At 73.0% G+C, this 19,444-nt stretch carries 18 protein-coding genes and 2 pseudogenes; 6 read left to right on the forward strand and 14 right to left on the reverse strand.

Annotation, left to right across the window (positions count from 1 at the left end; translation table 11 throughout):
• Positions 1-32 precede the first annotated feature (32 nt).
• Genes metK through ADK41_RS13620 form a run of 9 tightly spaced genes read right to left on the reverse strand, consistent with a single transcriptional unit; the run spans position 33 to position 7,417 of the window.
• On the reverse strand, positions 33-1,232 hold the full coding sequence (gene metK / locus ADK41_RS13580; RefSeq protein ID WP_030818953.1) for a methionine adenosyltransferase: 1,200 nt from the start codon (positions 1,230-1,232) through the stop codon (positions 33-35).
• The gene (locus tag ADK41_RS13585; RefSeq protein WP_030818954.1) at positions 1,229-1,681 is read right to left on the reverse strand and encodes an SRPBCC family protein; all 453 of its coding nucleotides are present in this window, start codon (positions 1,679-1,681) and stop codon (positions 1,229-1,231) included. Before ADK41_RS13585 ends, metK begins: the two co-directional genes overlap by 4 nt.
• 4 nt (positions 1,682-1,685) lie before the next feature.
• Entirely contained in the window at positions 1,686-1,934 is a 249-nt protein-coding gene (locus ADK41_RS13590) for an acyl carrier protein (RefSeq protein ID WP_030818955.1), read from the reverse strand.
• A 37-nt stretch (positions 1,935-1,971) separates the two neighbouring features.
• A complete protein-coding gene (gene acpS, locus ADK41_RS13595) occupies positions 1,972-2,397 on the reverse strand; it encodes a holo-ACP synthase (protein ID WP_234318514.1) in 426 nt (141 codons plus the stop codon).
• Complete coding sequence (locus ADK41_RS13600) at positions 2,394-3,632, reverse strand: beta-ketoacyl-[acyl-carrier-protein] synthase family protein (protein ID WP_030818960.1); 1,239 nt, start codon at positions 3,630-3,632, stop codon at positions 2,394-2,396. The genes acpS and ADK41_RS13600 overlap by 4 nt, the downstream gene beginning before the upstream one ends.
• Positions 3,629-4,915, reverse strand: coding sequence for a beta-ketoacyl-[acyl-carrier-protein] synthase family protein (locus ADK41_RS13605; protein WP_030818962.1), 1,287 nt, complete (start codon positions 4,913-4,915; stop codon positions 3,629-3,631). The genes ADK41_RS13600 and ADK41_RS13605 overlap by 4 nt, the downstream gene beginning before the upstream one ends.
• Positions 4,916-4,917: 2 nt before the next feature.
• Positions 4,918-5,961, reverse strand: a complete 1,044-nt coding sequence (locus tag ADK41_RS13610; protein WP_030818964.1) for a class I SAM-dependent methyltransferase — start codon at positions 5,959-5,961, stop codon at positions 4,918-4,920.
• Positions 5,958-6,989: a methyltransferase gene (locus ADK41_RS13615; protein ID WP_030818966.1), complete on the reverse strand. Its 1,032-nt coding sequence runs from the start codon at positions 6,987-6,989 to the stop codon at positions 5,958-5,960. The genes ADK41_RS13610 and ADK41_RS13615 overlap by 4 nt, the downstream gene beginning before the upstream one ends.
• Entirely contained in the window at positions 6,986-7,417 is a 432-nt protein-coding gene (locus tag ADK41_RS13620; protein ID WP_030818971.1) for a cupin domain-containing protein, read from the reverse strand. The genes ADK41_RS13615 and ADK41_RS13620 overlap by 4 nt, the downstream gene beginning before the upstream one ends.
• 854 nt (positions 7,418-8,271) lie before the next feature.
• Here ADK41_RS13620 and ADK41_RS43905 point away from each other — a divergent pair.
• Positions 8,272-8,607 (forward strand): annotated as a pseudogene (locus tag ADK41_RS43905) (protein kinase domain-containing protein); the annotation flags it as partial.
• Between the two features lie 36 nt (positions 8,608-8,643).
• Here the strand turns inward: ADK41_RS43905 and ADK41_RS43110 are convergent.
• Positions 8,644-8,892: pseudogene (locus ADK41_RS43110) on the reverse strand (adenylyl cyclase); the annotation flags it as partial.
• Between the two features lie 290 nt (positions 8,893-9,182).
• Entirely contained in the window at positions 9,183-10,121 is a 939-nt protein-coding gene (locus tag ADK41_RS13630; protein ID WP_030818975.1) for an alpha/beta hydrolase, read from the reverse strand.
• Positions 10,122-10,228: 107 nt separating this feature from the next.
• Here ADK41_RS13630 and ADK41_RS13635 point away from each other — a divergent pair, with 107 nt between their 5' ends.
• Positions 10,229-10,864 carry a TetR/AcrR family transcriptional regulator gene (locus ADK41_RS13635; protein WP_030818979.1) on the forward strand — a complete coding sequence of 212 codons (636 nt, stop codon included), beginning with the start codon at positions 10,229-10,231 and terminating at the stop codon, positions 10,862-10,864.
• Between the two features lie 720 nt (positions 10,865-11,584).
• Here the strand turns inward: ADK41_RS13635 and ADK41_RS13640 are convergent.
• Positions 11,585-12,043, reverse strand: a complete 459-nt coding sequence (locus tag ADK41_RS13640) for a MarR family winged helix-turn-helix transcriptional regulator (protein WP_030818981.1) — start codon at positions 12,041-12,043, stop codon at positions 11,585-11,587.
• A 63-nt stretch (positions 12,044-12,106) separates the two neighbouring features.
• Here ADK41_RS13640 and ADK41_RS13645 point away from each other — a divergent pair, with 63 nt between their 5' ends.
• From ADK41_RS13645 to ADK41_RS13655, 3 genes are all read left to right on the forward strand, one after another.
• A complete protein-coding gene (locus tag ADK41_RS13645; protein WP_030818983.1) occupies positions 12,107-12,475 on the forward strand; it encodes a VOC family protein in 369 nt (122 codons plus the stop codon).
• Between the two features lie 273 nt (positions 12,476-12,748).
• The gene (locus ADK41_RS39220) at positions 12,749-13,525 is read left to right on the forward strand and encodes a hypothetical protein (protein WP_158717616.1); all 777 of its coding nucleotides are present in this window, start codon (positions 12,749-12,751) and stop codon (positions 13,523-13,525) included.
• A gap of 254 nt (positions 13,526-13,779) precedes the next feature.
• Entirely contained in the window at positions 13,780-15,342 is a 1,563-nt protein-coding gene (locus tag ADK41_RS13655; protein ID WP_030818988.1) for a hypothetical protein, read from the forward strand.
• Between the two features lie 142 nt (positions 15,343-15,484).
• Here ADK41_RS13655 and ADK41_RS13660 read toward each other — a convergent pair whose 3' ends face one another.
• Positions 15,485-17,011 (reverse strand): hypothetical protein, encoded by a 1,527-nt coding sequence (locus ADK41_RS13660; RefSeq protein WP_030818989.1) that lies wholly within the window; start codon positions 17,009-17,011, stop codon positions 15,485-15,487.
• Between the two features lie 293 nt (positions 17,012-17,304).
• On the opposite strand from ADK41_RS13660, the gene ADK41_RS13665 reads away from it, so the two are divergent.
• Positions 17,305-18,066, forward strand: coding sequence for a hypothetical protein (locus ADK41_RS13665; protein WP_030818990.1), 762 nt, complete (start codon positions 17,305-17,307; stop codon positions 18,064-18,066).
• 368 nt (positions 18,067-18,434) lie between these two features.
• Here the strand turns inward: ADK41_RS13665 and ADK41_RS13670 are convergent, their stop codons facing one another.
• Positions 18,435-19,400, reverse strand: a complete 966-nt coding sequence (locus ADK41_RS13670) for an NAD(P)-dependent alcohol dehydrogenase (protein ID WP_030818992.1) — start codon at positions 19,398-19,400, stop codon at positions 18,435-18,437.
• Positions 19,401-19,444 lie beyond the last annotated feature (44 nt).

Raw genomic sequence — 19,444 nt, forward strand, 5'->3', positions numbered from 1 at the left:
TGGAGCCTCCTGAGGGGTTGCGGCGGTGCGGGTCAGACCCCGGCGGCCTGCCGGAGTTTGTCGGCCCGGTCGGTGACCTCCCAGGTGAATTCCGGGCCGGTGCGGCCGAAGTGCCCGTAGGCGGCGGTCCGGGAGTAGATCGGGCGCAGCAGGTCCAGATCGCGTACCAGGGCCCCCGGCCGCAGGTCGAACACCTCGGTGACGGCGCGCTGGACGGTGGCGACCGGCACGGTCTCGGTGCCGAAGCACTCCGTGAACAGGCCGACGGGGCGGGCGGCGCCGATGGCGTAGGCGACCTGCACCTCGCAGCGCGAGGCCAGGCCGGCCGCCACCACGTTCTTGGCGACCCAGCGCATCGCGTACGCCGCCGAGCGGTCCACCTTGGACGGGTCCTTGCCGGAGAAGGCGCCGCCGCCGTGCCGGGCCGTGCCGCCGTAGGTGTCGACGATGATCTTCCGGCCGGTGACGCCCGCGTCGCCCATCGGGCCGCCGACCTCGAAGCGGCCGGTCGGATTGACCAGCAGCCGCACCCCGGAGACGTCCAGGACGCCGGCCAGCGCGTGGAGTTCGGGAGCGAGGACGTGGGTGCGCAGGTCGGGGGCGAGGAGCGTGTCCAGGTCGATGTCGCGGGCGTGCTGGCTGGAGATGACGACCGTGTCCAGCCGGACCGGGCGGTCGCCGTCGTACTCGACGGTGACCTGGGTCTTGCCGTCCGGGCGCAGGTAGGGGACCGTGCCGTCCTTGCGCACGTCGGACAGGCGCCTGGACAGCCGGTGGGCGAGGGTGATGGGCAGCGGCATCAGTTCCGGCGTCTCGTCGCAGGCGAAGCCGAACATCAGCCCCTGGTCGCCGGCGCCGAGCCGGTCCAATGCGTCCGCGTGTCCCTCGATCCGCGACTCGTAGGCGTCCGACACGCCCCGGTCGATGTCGGGCGACTGCCGGCCGAGGGAGACGCTCACCCCGCAGCTCGCGCCGTCGAACCCCTTGGCGGAGGAGTCGTAGCCGATGGCGAGGATCCGTTCCCGGGCCACGGCGGCGACGTCGATCACGGCGCGGCTGGACACCTCGCCGGCGATGTGCACCTGACCGGTGGTCACGAGGGTCTCCACGGCCACCCGGGCGTCGCGGTCCCGGGCGAGCAGGGCGTCCAGGACCGCGTCGCTGATCTGGTCTGCGATCTTGTCGGGGTGTCCCTCGGTGACCGACTCCGACGTGAACAGGCGCCGGGTCACGGCCGTACGGCCCCGGACTCGATCTTCCGCTTGATGCCGGCCTGGTTGTGGCGGGTGTGGACGTTCATCCGCTCCAGGACGGTCTCCAGCGGCACCTCGAACTTCTCGTCGAGTTCGAAGTCCTGGACCCAGGTCATCAGCGTGCCCTCCGGGACCTGCTGGTAGGTCCACCTCAGGTGCATGTACCGGAACGGGTACAGCGGGTCCCGCCGCTCGGCGACCGCGACGAGTTCGCGGTGGTCCAGGATGCGCCAGGAACGCCAGCTCGCGCCCTCGGCGTTGGTGAGCTCGAAGACGATCTCGCTCCAGCGGCCCTCGCGCTCCTGGGAGACGACCTTGGCGTTGCTGTACTCGTCGAAGATCTCCGACCAGCGGGCGATGTCGTTGGTGACGTCGAACACGTGCCCGGCGTCGGCCTCGATGACGATGCTGTTCTCGATGCGCGGCACGGTCTCATCCCCTTCCCGCGGCGGCCGGGAGCAGGCGCGTCACGCAGGCCACGAGATCGCCGAAGGTGGTGAACCCGCCCTCGGCCTCGGCGTCGATGTCGATTCCGAAGTGCTGTTCCAGGGCGACGAGGATCTCCACCAGTTCGGTCGAGTCGATGTCGAGGTCGCGGCCGAGGTCCCGGCCGTCCTCGAGGTCCTCGGCGTCGAACCCGATGCCCCGCAGGACGTCGACCACTTCTTCCCTAACGTTCATCCGGCTCACTGACTCCTTCACTCGTTCTCGTCGCGTCTCACACGGCCACGGCGATGGCCACGGCGACGCCCGCCTCGTGCGTGATGCTCAGGTGCAGGCGGCTGAGCCCGGCGTTCTCGAACGCCCGCGCCGCCCGCCCGGTCAGCCGGGGTGCCGGCGCCCCGGACGGTTCCCGGCCGATCTCCACGTCCCGCCACGCGCAGCCCGCGCCGTGTCCGCCGAGGGTCTTGCGCACGGCCTCCTTGGCCGCCACCCGGCCGGCCAGGCAGGCGGCGCGGTGGTGCGCCGACGCCCCCTGGCACAACGCCTGTTCGGCCGGGGTGAGCAGCCGGTCGAGCATCGGCTGCCCGCGCCGCTCCAGCATGGCGCGCAGCCGGCCGATGCCGACCACGTCGATGCCCACCGCCCGCACACCCGGTACGTCCGGGACACCCGGCACGTCCGGGACATCGGGTCCGGTCAACGCCTCAGCACCAGGCACGCGTTGACACCTCCCAACCCCCGTGAGACCACCAGCGTGTGCTCCCACCCGGGAGCGGGCCGGGCCTCGCCGCGCACCAGGTCCAGGTCGATGCCCGGCGCCGGGCGGTCGAGGTTGACGGTGGCCGGGACCGTCTCCTCCCGCATGCCCCGCAGGGCCAGCGCCACGTCGGCGGGCGCGGCGGCGCCGAGCAGATGACCGAACCCTGACTTGGGCACGGTGACCGGCACCCGGGCCGCGGCCGGTCCGAAGGCCTCGTGCAGCGCGTAGCCCTCGGTGACGTCCTCGAAGGGGATCGCGGAACCGTGGGCGAACACCGCTCCCAGGTCCCCGCCCGAGACGCCGGCCCGGTCGGCCGCGGTGCGCATGGCGCGGCCGAGGACCTGGCCGGTCGGTTCGACGGTGTAGTACGGCATGTAGCCGTCGGTGCTCACGCCCCAGCCGGCCAGTTCGCCGAGGATCGTCGCGCCCCGGCGTTCGGCGTGCTCGCGCCGTTCCAGGATCAGGAACACCGCGCCCTCACCGAAGACGCTGCCGCCGTGCCCGGCGTCGAAGGGCCGGTACAGCTCGTCGGGGGCGAGCGTGCCGCGGGCCTTGGCGCCGAGCCCGCTGGTCTCCAGGCACAGCCAGCCGTACGGTGACAGCGGCGCCTCGACGCCGCCCGCGATGACGACGTCGACGCGGTCGCGCAGCAGCGCCTCGGCCCCGCCGATCAGGGCGTACGCGCCGCTCGCGCGGTCGGCCACGAAGGTGCGGGCCGGGCCCTTGACGCCCTGGTCGATGCAGATGTTGCCCTGCGGGGCGGCGGGGAACCAGGCGGTCGCCTGGTAGGGGCTGACCGCGCGCGGACCGTCGGTCCACAGGTTGCGCAGCTCGCGTTCGGCGAACTCCCAGCCGCCGAGGATGTTGCCGACCATGACGCCGGTGCGCTCGGGGGTGACGTCCGTGCCGATGGCGACGCCGGCCTCGTCGAGGGCCTGGCGCACGGCGTGGACGGCCAGGTGCGTGAAGCGGTCGGTGCGCTTGACGAACCGGGACGGCAGCTCGGCGTCGGCGTCGAAGCCGCTCTGTCCCGCGGCCGGGCAGGCGTAGGCCGAGGCGTCGAAGCGGTCGATGGCGGTGACGTGCGCGGCCCCTTCCCGGGCTCCCTCCCACAGGGGGCCGAGGCCCGTGCCGGCCGGGGTGACCGCGCCGATTCCGGTGACGACGACGCTCATCGCCGGCCTCCTTCCCGGACCGCGCCGGCGACCAGGGCCGCGTGCAGGCCGGCGAAGCCGCTGGCGTCCTTGAGGATGACCTCGCCGTCCCAGGGGCGTCCGGTGCCCGGCACGTAGTCGAGGTCGCACGTCGGGTCGGGGTTCTCGTAGTTGGCGGTGGGGTGCACGAAGCGGTGGGTGCAGGCCAGGGCGCACAGCACGAGCTCCATGGCGCTGGCCGCGGCCAGGGCGTGGCCCAGCATGGACTTGGCGGAGTTCACCGGGATCGCCCGGGCGCGCGGGCCCAGGGCGAGTTTGAGCGCGCTGGTCTCGCAGGTGTCGTTCTGCCGGGTCGAGCTGCCGTGCGAGCTGACGTGGTCGATGTCGTCGGGGGTCAGTCCGGCGCGCTGGACGGCCTGGGTCATGGCACGGGTCAGATCGGCGCCGTCGGACAGCAGGTCGGTCATGTGGATGGCGTTGGAGGTGTGGGAGAAGCCGTCGACCCGCAGGTACGGCGTCGCCCCGCGGGCTCGTGCGTGCTCCCGTTCCTCCAGCACCAGGATGCCGCAGCCCTCGCCCAGCACGAACCCGTCGCGCCCGTCGTCGTAGGGGCGTGAGGCGGCCTCGGGCCGGTCCTTGTGGGCACGGGAGAGACAGTTGATGATCTCGAAGGAGGCCACGGTGACCGGGGTGATGGGCGCCTCGGTGGCTCCGGCGATCATCACGTCCGCGTCCCCGTGGGCGATGGTCTCGAAGGCGTGGCCGACGGCGTCGATGCCGCCGATGCAGCCGGTGGACAGGGTGACGCACGGGCCCTGCGCCCCGAACAGGGCGGACAGGACCGTGCCGGGGGTGTTCGACATGGAGGCGAGGTACAGGTCGCGGCCCGCCTTCGCCGGGTCGACGGGCTTGCGGCCCTGGTCCGTGACGGCGAGGAACTCCTCCTCCATCTTGGGTGTGCCGCAGATCGCCGTGGACAGCGAGATGCCGGTGCGGTCGGCCGCGTGACCGCCGGCTTCGAGGCCGGCGTCCCGCATGGCCTGGGCGGCGGCCGCGACGGCGAACTGCACGTACCTGTCCAGCCGTTGCACCTCGGGCGGCAGGGAGGGTATCTGCTCCTCGAATCCGGGTACTTCCGCCACCGCGTCGGAGAGGAAGGCGAACTCCTTGAACAGGGCGGAACTGGTGATGTCGGAAAGCGGTTTGGTGACGCTCCTGCCCGCCGAGACCGTGTCCCAGAAGGCGTCCTTTCCTATTCCCGCCGGGCTGACGACTCCGAGCCCGGTGACGACCACTTCTCGCATGGTTACTGCCTTTCTCCCGTCAGGGCCGTCACCAGCCCGCGAGTGACGCATTCCTTCGCCGTGATCCCGGCCTCGGCCATGAGGGCGCGGTATTCGTCGGCCTCGGGCAGGCCGCCGTTCTCGGTGTTCACCAGGAGGCTGAGCGCGAGCATGGGGCGGCCGAGCGGGGGCTGTCCGGGCGGCGTCCGCATGATGTCGGCGAGCAGCAGCGTGCCGCCGGGCCTCAGTACGCGGGCGCACTCCCGGATCAGCCGGGCGGCGGTCCGCCGGCCGGCGAACCGGCCCGCGTGCGCCATGACGACGGTGTCGAACTCGCCCTCGGCGAACGGCGTGCTGCCGAAGTCGGCCGCCACGAAGCGGAACCTTCCGGCGACCCCGAACTCCGCGGCGCGCTCGCGGGCCACGGCGAGGAGGGCCGGATCGTCGTGTGCGGTCACCCTCGCCCGGGGGTCGGCGCCGGCCAGCGCGATGCCCCACTCCCCGCTGCCGCAGGTGAGGTCCAGGACCCGGCCGGCGTCGACCGGCCCCAGGGCCGCGACCACGCCGGACGCGATCCGCACGGCGAGCGGGAAGGCGCCGGCGAACATGCCCCGGTGGCGCCCGCGCCCGGCCGGGTCCCCGAGGTCGCCGCCGCGGTCGCCGGAGCGCGCGAGGGGCGTGAGCGCGCTCCAGCGGTCCCACTGCGCGAGCACCTCGTCGAAGTGGTCCCCGAGGTAGGCCGGGGCTCCTTCCACCAGGTACGCGCGCGCCGTCCCGGTCGGCGACCAGCCCGCCGCGCCGTCACCCGACACCAGCCCGAAGTCCTCCAGGACCTCGAGCAGTTCGCCCAGTATCCGCGCGTCGCAGCCCAGGTCGCCGGCGAGCCGCGCCGTGGTGCGCGGCGCCCCGGCCAGGGCGGTGAACACGCCCAGGTCCAGGGCCGTGCCCAGTGCCCTCGCCCGGGCGAAGCCGAAGTTGAGGGCCAGCAGCGGTGCGGGGTCGGGCAGTTCGGTGTAGCGGGCGAGGGCCGTGGCGACGGAGGCCGGCGGCGTGGGCGTGTCCGTCACCCGGAGCCCTTCGTCGCGACGAGCAGCCCGGACAGCGCCGACACGTTCCCGGTCTCCACGTCCCGGAATCCGGCGGCATCCACCCAGGAGCGGATCTCGTCGACGTCCCGGACCTCGCCCTCCTCGGTGTTGACCAGCAGGATCAGCCCGAACATGGAGGGGAAGAGCCCGGAGGCGAGCGACGGCATGTGGGAGTGCACCAGCAGCCGCCCGCCGTCGGGGAGATGGGCGTGGATCCGCTTCACCAGGTGCGCGGCGCGCTCGGGTCCGTAACCGTCGAGGACGTGGGAGAGCAGGACGGCGTCGCTCTCGGGCCAGGCGTCCTCCATGATGTCGGCGGGCACGACCTCGATCCGGTCCTTGAGCCCGGCCTCCTCCACGTTGGCGCGGGCCAGGTCGGTGACGGCGGGGTAGTCGAGGGAGGTGACGCGCAGCCCGGGGTGGTGCTTGGCGAGCGCGATGGAGTAGTCGCCGGAGCCGCAGCCCAGGTCGATGATGTGGCGCACGCCGTCCAGGGGCGCGACGGCGGCCAGCCGGTCCGCCTGGAGGCGGGAGCTGACCCGCATGGCCTGGATGAGCCGGCCGGTGCCCTCGCGGCCCTCGCCGGCCGCGGCGCCCTGGTCGCGGTACCCCTTCTTCAGCACCCGCTGGTTGAGCGAGGCGTTGGCGCGCACGGCCTCGTCGAGCCGGGCGAAGTGGCCGAAGTGGGAGTCCTGGTGCTCGGCGAAGCCGCCCATGTAGTCGGGTCGCCCGGCGACCAGGTAGCGGTCGGCCTCCTCGCTGTTGCGGTACGTCCCGTCCTCGGCTCGCACGAGGTCCAGGCCCCTGAGCGCGACGAGGAGCGCCCGGGTGGGGCGCGGACTGAGGCCGAGCTCGCCGGCCAGGTCCTCCACGGTGCGCGGCGCCTTGTCCAGGGCTTCGAAGACTCCCAGGTCGAGGGCGGTGAACACCGCCTTCGACTGGAGGTAGGCGGTCAGGATGGAGTGGACCCGGGAGGAGTCCTCCCGGGCAGGCGTCGTGGTGGTCACTTGCCCTCCAGGAGGCTGGTGTACTCGGGCAGCTGGGTGTACTCGTAGGGGTCCTCGGAGAGGAACACGTTGCGCACCGGGGGCCGCTCGGTGGGGGCGACGACCAGGAACCGGCAGGTCTGGTCGGGTCCGGTCACGAAGCCGTGCGGCTCGTTGCGCGGGATGAAGATGGCGTCGCCGGGGCCGACCTGCTCGGTGCGGCCCTGGTCGGGCATGACGAGGCCCATGGAGCCCTCGATCACGTAGATCTCGTGCTCCCACTCGTGGAAGTGGGGCGGGGTGGAACCGTTCGGCGCCACCTCGAACTCGGTGAGGACGAACCGGTCGGCGCCGTCCGGTGTGTCAATGAGCTTGCGGTGGGTCGTCTCCTTGGCACCCGGCTCCCGTACGATTTCGGCCTTCACCTGTGTCCGGTGCACGCGTTTCATCCGACACCCTTCTTTATCACCGGGGAATTCCCGATTCCGGAATGCGAGCGGAATGCGACAGGTTCCGCCGGCCGGTTCCTGCCGCACCGGCTTTCGATCTCGCCGACCGCCGGTGCCGAATCTAGGTGAGCGCCTCGGGCCGTCTCGACGGGCAAGGGCCACTGCGCGCGCCGGGCGAATGTCCGGCCGGCGCGTGGGACGAACGCCCACGGGGCCGGGACGGGATCACGCCGACGGTCCTGACCGCGGGGCCCGGCGCGGGCGGACGGGCGAGTGGCCCCCTGCCCTCGGCGGACACGCGCCCCCCTGATCCGCCTCTTCGACCCGGTCCTCGGACGGAGCCCGCCGGTGGGGCCGGCAACGAGGACCGGGGCGAGGCCGGGGAGGGCCCGCGCGGACGACGCCGCCGGAAAAGCCGATGCGGACCGCGGCCCGCGCGAGAGGGTGTGTCCGAGGCCTGGTTTCCGCCCCCCCGGCGACGCGCTCGTGATCGCTCGGGCCGACCGGGCCGGCGCCTCGACCGGCAGCTCGGCGCTCCGCCTCAGTCCGGGGCGGCGGTGCGGGGAGGCGTTCCGGCCCGTACCCGCGCTTCGGGCTCGGGCCCGGCGGGCGGCCCCGCCGGCGGAGGAGACGGCGCGACCGCCGGCGGGCGGGCCGGCCCGGGGGCGACTGCTCCCGCTCCGGGACGCGGCACCACAGCCGGCGCACCACCGCCGGCCCGGGCCTTCCGCGCGTTCCTCACCCTCATAGAGGGGGATATCTCCGTTCCGCAACCCCTGTCCCTGTCTCCTCCCCCATCCACTACCGTGTCCCCGGGCGCGCATCGCGGCTGATCGGGCGCTCGCCAGGACCGAATGTCGAGGACACACGGGCAGATCACGCCCCTGAATCCCGAGGACCCGCCCTCGGTGGGTGACTTCGAGTTCCTCGGCCGGATCGGCCAGGGCGGCATGGGCCAGGTCTTCCTGGGCGAGTCCCTCGGCGGTGAGCCGGCCGCGGCGAAGGTGATCAAACCGCCGGTCGTGGACTCCGAGTCCCGGCAGCGGTTCGCGCAGGAGATCGAGGTGCTCAAGACCATCTGGGGTCCGCGCATCGCGGCGTTCCTGGGAGCCGACGCGGAGGCGGAGCAGCCGTGGCCGGCCACCGAGTACGTGGACGGCCCGGACCTGGCGAAGTACGTCAGGACGCACGGGCCGCTGCCGTCCGTCCTGACCGCGGCGCTCGGCGGCCTGGGAGTAGTCGAGTCCCAGAAGACCGGCGGCCTGCCGGACGGACGCCTCGTCGGGGCCCTCGATCTCCAGGAGCGTGGGGAGGGCGGGCCAGGTGTCGAAGTCGAAGGCGACCTCTCCCAGGCGCCATTCCTCGCGGTAGTTCTCCTGGTGGCGGACCTCGGTGAGGCCGACCCGGCGGAGGATGTCGGCCATGGCGTGGAGGTCGGTGACTTCGGTCTCGATCTCCTTGGTGCCGTCGATCGTCTGAGGGATCGCCGCCGAGCCGCTGCTCCCCGCACCCGCGGGAATGGTTCCGGTTTCAACCGCACCGCAGTCCGGTCCACCGCCCCCGCAGGGGCCGTCGGCCGCGCAGCTCGGGCCACTCACCGGCGCTCTGCGCCCCGTACGGGGTGGCCACGAGTTGCTGCAGACGAAGCGGCCGGTCCGAGCAGCCCCGGACCGGCCGCTTCCCGGCGAGGGTCGGCACAGTGGCGGTCGCTGTCCTGCTTGCGTGCGCAAGAAAAGCCGCGACTGGCGAGGCCGTGCAGGCCAAGTCAGCTGAAGACTGCGGCCACGGCGTCCGAGAGCTGATTCAGTACGTCCCGCGAGAGTTGCACCGAGCCGGTGAACGAGAGGAAGCCGTGAACGGCTCCGCCGACCGGGAGGTGCTGGACCGGCACACCGGCGTCGGCCAGCTTGCGGGCGTAGTGGTCGCCCTGGTCGCGCAGGGGGTCGTTCTCGGCGGTGGCGATGAGGGCGGGAGCGAGTCCGGCCAGTTCGTCACAGCGCGCCGGCGAGACCCGCGGGTCGGCGCCCTGGTCCGGGGTGCTGAGGTAGGCGCCCCAGAACCACTCGAGGTAGGAACGGGAGAGGACCGGGCCCGTCATGTTCTCGTACATCGAGGGGCTGTCGTCGAACCGGTCGACCGCCGGGTAGGCGAGCACCTGGAGCGTGATGCGCGGTCCCCCGCGGCGCAGGGAGTCCTGTGCGAGAACCGCGGCGAGGTTGCCGCCGGCGCTCTCGCCGAACACGGCGATGCGCTCTCCGTCGCCCCCGAAGCCGGCGGCGTTGTCCGCGACCCAGGTCAGCGCGGCGTAGGCGTCGTCGACCGCGGCCGGGAAGCGGTGCTCGGGTGCCAGCCGGTAGTCGACGGAGACCACGATCGTGCCGGAGCGGTCGGCCACGATGCGGGCCATGTTGTCCTGGGTGTCCAGGTCGCCGAAGACCCACCCGCCGCCGTGGAAGAAGAGCGTCACGGGCAGCGGCCCGGCGCCCGGCTCGGTGAGGGGCCGGTAGATACGGACGGGTATGTCGCGGCCGTCGGCAGCGGCCGCGGTGTCCCGGACGTCGGCGACCGGTACGGGAGCGCCGGCCAGGGCGCCGAAGGCGCGCCCGAACGCGCGGTTCTCCGCCACCGTCAGGGTTTCGGGCGCCGGCCCGCCTTGTGCGGCCACGTGCTTGAGCAGGGTCTCGATCTGGGGGTCGAGGGACATGGCACTCACCTGTCTGAAGAGGCGGCCACCCGATATGGAATGACCTTTCCAGGATCATCGACAGGGCATGATTGGAATGTCAATTCCAACTTGGGTAGCGTGGACGCATGAGCGCACCAGTGAAGGCCGAAGGGCCGAAGGAGCAGCGGCTCACCGAGGGCGGCCGCAAGACCCGCGAACGCATCATCGAGACCGCTGCGGAACTGATGTTCCACCGCGGCGCGGGAGGCACGAGCATCCCGGACATCCAGGCGGCCGCCGGGGTCAGCGCGTCGCAGATCTACCACTACTTCGGCGACAAGCAGGGCCTGGTCCTGGCGGTCATCGACCACCAGACGGACACCCAGCTCGCCCAGCAACGTCCGCTGCTGGACAACCTGGACAGCATCGAGGCCCTGCGCGAGTGGTGCGACAGGGCAGGGAACCGGCAGGACGCAAGAGGATGCGAAGGCGGCTGCGAGATCGGCTCGCTCGCCAGCGAACTCGCCGACAGCGATCAGTCGGCGCGGACCAGCCTCATTTCCGCCTTCGACCGGTGGGAAGGCCCCATCAGGTCGGGACTCGCACGCATGCAGGCACGCGGCGAGCTGAGCGAGCGCGCCGATACCGCCGCGCTCGCCACCGCTCTGCTGGCCGCCATCCAGGGCGGCATGCTGCTGTCCCAGGTTCGCCGGTCGAGCACCGCCTACCGGCAGGCCGTGTCAGCGGTGATCGACCACATCGAGAGCCACCTCGTCCGCTAGCGGCTCGGGGGCCTCAGCTCACCACTGACATCCTTCGACCTGCTGATACAGAGCTCAGAAACACGCACTGAACTTGTCGTTCGACCACAGGCGTTCGGCGGGGTCGAGGCAATGGTGACCTGAGCGGTCCAGGACCCGGTCGTCACCGACCCAGCCGGCGATGCCGGCGCACCCGCTGAGCGGCGTGGCGGGGCGAGCCCTCTCCGCGTGAGCGGCCCCGACGTGTCCAGCGTGCCGAAGACGTGCCCGGCCACCTTCGGCACGCTCGCGGTGCGGCGACGGCCGTCGAGAGCGGAACGGACCATGTCGGCCCGGACGGCGCGCGGAGGCTTCCCGGAGACGGCCGGGGGCAGGTCGCGCCCGGCCGCCGGGCCCTCGTCCGACAGGTGGTGGTCCCCCTCGGCGGACCGGGAGCCGATCCCGTGCTCGCCCCCCCCGGAGCGGTGTACGTGCATCACACGGCACACCCGTCGGACGACATCACGGCGTCCTGCTCGTCGCCCCCCACCGCACCGCTCGGACGCACGGAGCTGCCGGAACCGGTGCCGCTCCCCATCGAACCGGCACGGGTGCTCCTGCCGTCCGGGTTCCGGAACACCACCGTCCTGCGCGTGGACGCCGGGTCGGACAGGGCACGTCGGCATTCACCGTGCCCGCGTACATGCGCTTGCCGTACTCAGCCCCCGTCCGGGCGCGACGAGACGTGCGCCGCGGAACGGGCTACGCGCCCCCGTCGTCATCGCGCAGGGAACGGATCATCCTCTGCAGGATGCGGAACGCGTCCGACTGCTCGGCCCCGGTCAGGTCGGCCAGCATTCTGGCCTCGACGGACCGGACGGCCGCGCTCGCCTTCTCGAGGCTCCGTCGGCCGCGAGGCGTGAGCCGCGCGGGAAGCGCCTTCCCGACGGGCGCCTCCGCGGGCCTGGTCACGTAGCCGTCCCGTTCCAGGGCCTGGAGCAGCACGCTCATCGTCTGCCGTGTCACGAACGCGCCCCGCGCGAGCTCGGAGTTCGACAAGCCCGGGCGTTGCGCCAGCAGCTCGAGGCAGGAGTAGTGCGTCACGCTCATCCCGAGCGGCCGCAGCACTTCCTCCATGGCCGCGCGGAGGGCGCTCGACGCTTCTTTGAGCAGGTAGCCCAGTGACGTCTCCAGATCGACGCCGACACCTTTTTGACTCATGTCAGCATTCTGACATAGCTTGATGCGTGTCAGAAAACTGACACGAAAGGAAGGAGCATCACCATGCCCGCCACCGGCCCCGACTTCATCTCGCTCCAAGTGCGCGACCTCGACGCTTCGCAGGCGTTCTACGAGCAGTACCTGGGCCTCGTCCGCTCGCCGGCCGGACCTCCGCACGCCGTCGTCTTCGAGACGAAGCCGATCGCGTTCGCGGTCCGCGACGTCGTTCCCGGAACCGACCTCGCATCCGTCGCCCAGCCCGGCGTCGGCGCCGCGATCTGGCTCCACGCCACCGACGTCCAGGCCATCCACGACGCGCTCGCCGCCGACGGCCACACCATCGTCTCCGCACCGGTCGACGGCCCCTTCGGCCGGACCTTCACCTTCGCCGACCCCGACGGCTACCAGGTCACGCTCCACGACCGCGCCTGACCGGCCGGCGGACGCGGCCGCGAGGAACGCGCGGGCCGGTACGGCGAGGGTGATGTGCGGCGCCCCGGCCGGCAGCCGGCGGCGCGGAACGGGAGCTCACCGTCCGGGAACGCCTCATCGCCGCCGGGCCGGCCCGCAGGACGTGGTGGCCCGGCGGGCGACGACCCACGGGTCCCGGACCCGGGCGGGGGCCAACGGGGGGCGGGGCAAGGAAGTCGGACCCCCGGCGGCGCCAAAACGGCTAATATCGCCTGAGCCTCAGCGGGGGAGGGCATGGTGGCAGGCGCATCCAATGATCATTCCACGGCCAAGGTGCTGGCGCTGATCGGCGGAATCGCATCCGTGCTGTCGATCCTGGGCTGGCTGGGCCTGAACGACGCGGGCGAGTTGAGGGACTGGCTGGCCGACTCGCCCTCCTCCGGTTCCAGCCCGGCCCCGCACACGTCGTCGCCGACCGACCGCGTCCCCGATGGCTCCGGCACCGGTGAGGGGAGCGCCGGCGAGTCCGGCCCCGAGGCGTCGACGCCCGCCCCGGATCCCACCGGAGAGGCGTTCGAAGCCCTCTCGGTCGGCGACTGCCTGGCGGTCCACGACACGGGCCGCGGGGGCACCACCAGCATCGACTGGAGCGTCGGTGCTCCGCCGGACCCCGTGTCCTGCGCTGGCGAGCAGGCGCAGGTCCAGGTGACCGCCGTCAACACGGACTGCCCCACCGGCTACGGGAAGTCGTACTGGAGCCACCGGTCCGCCACCAGCGGCGACACCACGAAGCTCTGCCTCACCCGCGTCTACCACGCCGACTACTGCATCCTCGGCCGGCAGTCCGGCGACTCGATCTCCCTCGCCCTGATGTCGGCCGTGGCCTGCCGACGCGAGCCGGTGCCCGTCCCGTACAACCAGATCATGCACATCACAGGGGTCTACCGCGCCCCGGCGGGCGCCGACGCGAACAACTGCCGTCGGGTGGCAGGCGACCCGACGCGCTACTGGGCCGCCCTGGTGGACGACGGCGCCACGCTGCTGTGCACCACGATCTACCAGGGCGGCTGACCGACGGCTCGGTTCCCCAGCCGCTCAAGCACGCTCGCGAGAAGGCCGGTTCGGACCCGTCTCCGTCGTCGTGACGGGCGTCGAGCCCGGGTTCACCGAAACGGGCGATGTTGTCACCCGAAAGCCCTCACCCTGTGCGATTTCATCCCCCTTCACCTCTGTGCCGCATACCGTGGACCCGCCGCCCGAACACCTCCCGGCACCACGGGAAACGGCGGCGACACGCAGGTCACGGGAGACGGAGGAAGAACGGGATGACACAGGCCGCCGCAGGGAGCGAGCTGGACGAACGGGTGCCGGGACGCCGGTGGATCGTACGTCTGGACCCCGTCGGCCGAGGCAGCGCGGAGGTGCGCGTCTCGTGCGGCCGGCCCGCCTGCGCCGAGCGGCGTCTGCCCTCCGCGGCGGCAGGCCGTACGGCCGCGGTCGCCCACCTGAAGGCGCACCTGCGCGCCGCCCCCGCCCCCAGGGCCGATGCCTACTGCGCCTGCCGGGCCGACGGCTGCCGCGCCCACCTCCCCGACACCGGCGGGCGTGCGCGTACCGAACAACCCTGGCGGTGCGGCGGACCGGTCGTCCTGACCGTGATCACCGACCGGGCAGGACGCTGGTGGCAGGCCCTGGAGTGTTGTTCACGGTGTGCCGCCGCCACTCCCGGGGCCCGGACCGCGGCCGGCCCCCCTCCGTCCGCACCCCCGGCCGCCGGCCGTCCGGCCCCCGCGGCGGCGGGCACCGGCGTGGGCAGGCCGCACTTCTCCGACCAGCAGGTCACCGCCCGAACGGGAGGCCCGGCGCCCCTCCCCGTACCCGCACCCCGCCCCGTACCCGCGCGGCGCCGCCGCCCGCCGGAGGCGAGGGTCGGCCGGCGTGTCATTCCGCGCGACCTGCGACCCGTGTCCCTGCGGGACGAACTCACCGAGCTCGGCGACCTCTTCCGCGCCTACCAGAAGCGCCCCGAGCCCGACCTTGCGCTGCTGGCCGACCTCCAGGAACGCAAGGCCCGCGCCTTCCTCACCTGGTCCGACGTCAGCTGCGACGTCACCCTGCGGCTGGAGGCCCGGCGTGCCGAGCAGGCCGCCGCCGTCATCCGACGCCAGCACCAGCACCGCACCGGCTGCGTCCCGGACGGCGACGGACCGGGCGTGGCGCGCCTGCTGACCGTGCCGGCGCAGTGGGAGTACGCGCGCTCCGTCCTCGCGCATGTGGCCGACCACACGCCGCTGCCCGGGGCGGAGGCACGGCTGCTGGTGCTGATGCTGACCCTGCGCACCGCGCATACCGGCACCGGCAACCTCGTCGGCCAGGACGTCAACGCGCTGGGCCTGACCGACCCGGAGGACCTGGTCGAGCGGCTGACCGGCTGCGGCTGGCTGTCCCTCCCCGGCACCGTCGGCGACCTGCTCGCCTCCCGGCCGGAGAACCCCACCCCGGTCACCGTCCCCTCCCTGGTGCCCGACGAGGACGGGACGGGCCCGTTCACGTTCGGCAAGAAGACACGGCCCAAGCTCTCCGGCTGGGCCCAGAGAGTCGTCTCGGACAAGAAGCTCCGCAAGGCCAAGGCGCCCGCCGGCGCCCGGCTGCTCGCCGTGACGCTGGCCACGTGGACGGACGAGGTGGGGCGCCTCGGACCCGGCGGCCGGGGCGTCGCCCTGAACGCCCTCACCACCCGGGTCCCGGTCGGCTCCGGCGAACTGCGGGACCTGATCGACCGGCTGACCGCGGCGGACTGGCTCACCGACGCCGCCCTCACCGACACCCACCTCACCGGCCGGCTGACCGAACGCGTCCTCCCCCTCACCTGCCCCCTGCCGGATTGAGCTCCCGCCCGCCCTCGTCCGCGACCGCACCCGTGGGCGGGGCGACGGCGCCGACGGTGGAGCGTCGCTCGGAGCAGCGGGCGAGGAGGCCGCTTCGGCGGTCACCGCGTCCCGGCGGGCCGGCCGCCCGCCGTGCCCGTCCTCAGCCGGTCTCCCGCACGCGTGCGGCGGTCCGCTCGGCGAGCTCGCGGACGCCCTTGGCGGCGTTGTCCGAGAGTTCGCCGAGTAGGGCGTCGGCGGCGGTGAGGAGGGCACGGGCCTCCTCGGGGCGGCCCGCGTCGGCCAGGGCGAGGGTGAGCCGGTAGTGCTCCTCGGCGATGAAGCGGCCGAGGTTGACCCGCTGCCAGTAGCGCAGTGAGTCGTCGCCCGGGGTGGCCAGGGCGTCGCGCACGGCGGCCAGGCTGTCCACCGCCTGCGGCAGCCGGCCCGCCTCCCGCTCCAGGCGGGCGAGGGTGTGCCGGGCCGAGGCCCGGTCCCACGCCGTCTCCTGGAGGGCGGCGTACAGGCGCTGGGCGCGCAGCGCCTGGGGCAGGTCGCCGAGTTCCTCGAAGTCTTGGGCGAGCCCGCTCAGCGGAGCCGTGGCCAGGGTGCCGGGCGCCCCGGGGCGGCAAAGTCCGCTCCGGTCCATGACGATGCCGTCGAGTTCGCGGATCAGCGTCACCCGCGCGAGGTCCGTCATCCCCTGGTCCCGCGCCAGATCGGTCCAGGTGGAGACCGGCTCGTCCGCCGGGTCCGTCCCGAACATCGACTCGTCGAGCTCCCGCGCCCACTGGCGCAACTCGTCGGCGCTCGAACCCGGTTCCGGCATACCGCCCAGGCCGCACGCCGTGTCGAAGTCCGTCTCCCGGACTTCGAGCAGCAGCGGCAGGTCTCCGGTGTCCCCGTGCAGCCCCACCAGCACGGCCGCGAGCCGCAGTTCGTCCGTCATCGAGGACCGTGTCTCGTACCGCAGCAGGTGCCGCAGCAGCTCCAGGTCGCCCTCGGCGCGGTCGAACTGCGCGGCCCGCAGGGTGATCCGGCGCCGGACCGGGTCCTCGGCGACTTCACGCCATGCCGTGCGGCCGCCCTCGCGCAGGCGGGCGAGATCGGCGCGGCCCGCCGCGAGCACGGGCTCCCACAGCGGGGGCCCGGCCGGGCCCAACCGGTCGTAGGCGCACCCCTCCTCCGCGTTCAGCAGGACGAAGTCCGGCTCGGTGCGCAGCAGCGCGGCACGCAGTCTGCCCACCAGCTCGACCGGGGAGCGTTCCGGGAAGCCCAGCGCCGCATGGAGCCCGGCCCGCTCCTCGTCGATTCCGTAATGCTCGCGGATCCCGTCCTCGGTCTTCGCGACGCACGCCAGGATCTTCTCCTCGCCGTCGTCCGGCGACAGACGTGTGCAGTCGCGCCAGCCGGGCAGGCCGATCACGAGCTCCAGGGCCTCGTCGACGCTGGAGCCGATGATCCCTGCGGCGCCCTCCGAGTCGGCGTAGAGCACCGAGCCGTCCGCGCACACGAAGTACGTGCCGCCGGTGTCGTCCCCGGCCACCGTCCCCAGCGGTCCGCCCGAGGCGAGGCGGACCTCCTCGACATGGCCGTGGGCGGCGCGGTCGAGGTCGAAGTCGAAGAGAAAGGCGGCCAGTTCGGCCAGACGGCGGTCCTGCCGCAGCAGCCGCAGCGCGTGATCGGTCATGCCGCGGAAAGTAGCACCGCACGAGGCAGGCACCGCCTTCACGGCCATCACGTCCACGCCGGTCGGCCGATCTCGGGGCGAGTGCCATCCGGACAGGGAACGGGACGGGGCGCACCGCGGCCCGCGACCGTGCCGCCCTGGTCCACGATGTGGTTCGCGAGCTGCGCACCCGACGGGGACCGTCCGATGCCCCATCGTGATCAGCGGGCGTGCAACCCCGTGTGGATGCCGGCTGTCTTCAAAGCGCTGGAGAGATGAGTCTCCGGCGCCTTTCCGCGCAGATTGGGGATCAGGTGGGGAAGCAAGTCTGGAGAGTCGTCGTGGCCGGTGGTGCCGCGGCGGCGTTCACGGCCGTGGCCGCGGTGCCGGCCGGGGCGGCCGAGGGTGGGGTCTCGTTCTCCCGTGTCCAGGTGAACGGCGGCAAGCCGATTGTGATCGGGGCGTCGGGGGAGGTCGCGGCGCCCGCCTCCTTCCGGATGACGACCACGCACAAGTGGAAGTGGCCGGCGGTGTTCCTGTACCGCAAGGGGGCCGACCGGCTGTGGCACGCCATCGAGACGAGCGACTGCGTCAAGGTGAAGTCGGGCGTCTGCGACTTCAACGAGACGATGTACTTCGACCCGAGCGTGTGGGACATGCGCAACAGCGAGGCCGGTGCCTGGAAGGTCGGGGCCGAGGTGTACTTCAAGGGCGGCGGTGGGGACGTCGACGACAAGGGTCTGACGGTCCACGTCAAGCGCAACTCCCGCCTCACCGTCAACGCCTCGCCCGAACCCGTGGCCAAGGGCAAGACCATCACCGTGACCGGCAAGGTCACCCGGGCCAACTGGGAGACCAGGAAGTACGGCTCCTACGGAGGCCGCCTGGTGAGGCTGCAGTTCAAGCCCGCCGGCGCCACCTCCTACACCACGGTGAAGGAGGTGTACTCGAACGGCTCGGGCAACCTCAAGACGACCGTGAAGGCCTCCAAGACGGGTACGTGGCGCTGGCTGTACAACGGAAACACCACCACCGGACCGTCGAAGTCGTCCGGGGACCACGTCGTGGTGAAGTGATGTCCGCGATGCCGGCGGGCCGGTGGGCGCCGCGCCGGCGGTGACGGCTGCGACGACCCAGGCGTCGGGTCCGCCATGATCGGGCGAACCCGACGCCCTGCCGGCCGACCGGACGTGCTCGGCGCGCCGTGAGGTCGGGGAACACCTGCACGTCCGTCATGGGACTCGACTCGCCTGCAATCACGCTCAATCCGTCGGCTGCCCATCCTGTGCCGGATGCCCCGCCCGTGCGTCGGCCCGCCGGGCGGCATCGGCGGCGGCGCGGCCCGGCCGGGCGGCGAGGAGGCCGCCACCCGCGCGGGCCACGGCTCGACGGTACTCGTGGCGGCCGCCGACGAGTGGCTGCGATCAGCACCTCCACAGGGGGTCTACGCGACCCTGATCACGTACTTGCCCTGGACGCCGCCCGCCTCCAGCGCCCGGTGTGCCGCCGCGGTCTCCTCCAGGGGGAAGACCGTGTCCACCGCGGGGCGCAGCCTGCCCTCGGCCACATGGCGGGCGAGGTCGTCGAAGTCCGCCCGCGTGGGGTTGCCGCTGAAGAAACGCACCCGCCCGCGCCCGTGGACCGCGCCGGCCGCGAGGTAGCCGAGCGAGGCCACGGGCCGTTCCAGGTCGAAGGCGATGGTGACCATGCGCCCGCCGGGATCCAGCAGGCGCCGAAAGGCCCGCAGGTCGGTGCCCACGGTGTCCAGGACCACGTCGAAGCGGCCCAGTTCCGCCGGCCGCACGGTCCGGTGGTCGACGGCCCGGTGCGCGCCGAGCCCGCGCACGAAGTCGAGGTTGGCGGCGCGGGCGAGGGCGGTGACCTCGGCGCCGTACGCCCGTCCGAGCTGGACGGCGGCGTTGCCGACGCCGCCCGCCGCGCCCCGGACGAGGAGTCGTTCGCCGGGGCGCAGCCCGGTTTTGTCCCGCAGGGCGGTGACGGCCGTGGTGGCCACCGGCAGCGCGGCGGCGTCCACCGGGTCGAGGCCGTCAGGGACCGGGCCGATCCGCTCGGCGGGCACGGTCACGTACTCGGCGGCGCTGCCGAATCCGGAGGTGCGGCCCAGGACCCCCCATACGCGGTCGCCGGCCGCGAACCGTGTGACCCCGGCGCCCAGTGCGGCGACCTCGCCGGTGAAGTCCAGGCCGACGCGCTGGGGGAACTTCCGGCCGGTCAGGATGCGGAGACGGCCGGCACGGGCTGCCAGTTCGCCGCCGTTGACGCTGAACGCGCGCACCCTCACGAGGACTTCGCCGGGGGACGGCTCGGGGCGCGGCACGCGTCCCAGGTACAGCACGTCGGGGCCGCCGTAGCGGTCGTAGAGCACGGCTTTCATCATGCGGTCGTTCATCGTTGTGCCTCTGCCTCCGGTCGTCGTACAGGGAACCGGCACCG

Source organism: Streptomyces caelestis (assembly GCF_001279005.1).
Lineage (GTDB): Bacteria > Actinomycetota > Actinomycetes > Streptomycetales > Streptomycetaceae > Streptomyces > Streptomyces heliomycini.

Excerpts from the sequence above, each read along its gene's own strand:
- ADK41_RS13590 (WP_030818955.1), bottom strand. The coding sequence starts at position 1,934 with ATGAACGTTAGGGAAGAAGTGGTCGACGTCCTGCGGGGCATCGGGTTC.
- ADK41_RS13600 (WP_030818960.1), bottom strand. The coding sequence starts at position 3,632 with ATGAGCGTCGTCGTCACCGGAATCGGCGCGGTCACCCCGGCCGGCACG.
- ADK41_RS13605 (WP_030818962.1), bottom strand. The coding sequence starts at position 4,915 with ATGCGAGAAGTGGTCGTCACCGGGCTCGGAGTCGTCAGCCCGGCGGGA.
- ADK41_RS13620 (WP_030818971.1), bottom strand. The coding sequence starts at position 7,417 with ATGAAACGCGTGCACCGGACACAGGTGAAGGCCGAAATCGTACGGGAG.
- ADK41_RS13630 (WP_030818975.1), bottom strand. The coding sequence starts at position 10,121 with ATGTCCCTCGACCCCCAGATCGAGACCCTGCTCAAGCACGTGGCCGCA.
- ADK41_RS13635 (WP_030818979.1), top strand. The coding sequence starts at position 10,229 with ATGAGCGCACCAGTGAAGGCCGAAGGGCCGAAGGAGCAGCGGCTCACC.
- ADK41_RS13640 (WP_030818981.1), bottom strand. The coding sequence starts at position 12,043 with ATGAGTCAAAAAGGTGTCGGCGTCGATCTGGAGACGTCACTGGGCTAC.
- ADK41_RS13645 (WP_030818983.1), top strand. The coding sequence starts at position 12,107 with ATGCCCGCCACCGGCCCCGACTTCATCTCGCTCCAAGTGCGCGACCTC.
- ADK41_RS39220 (WP_158717616.1), top strand. The coding sequence starts at position 12,749 with ATGGTGGCAGGCGCATCCAATGATCATTCCACGGCCAAGGTGCTGGCG.
- ADK41_RS13655 (WP_030818988.1), top strand. The coding sequence starts at position 13,780 with ATGACACAGGCCGCCGCAGGGAGCGAGCTGGACGAACGGGTGCCGGGA.
- ADK41_RS13660 (WP_030818989.1), bottom strand. The coding sequence starts at position 17,011 with ATGACCGATCACGCGCTGCGGCTGCTGCGGCAGGACCGCCGTCTGGCC.
- ADK41_RS13670 (WP_030818992.1), bottom strand. The coding sequence starts at position 19,400 with ATGAACGACCGCATGATGAAAGCCGTGCTCTACGACCGCTACGGCGGC.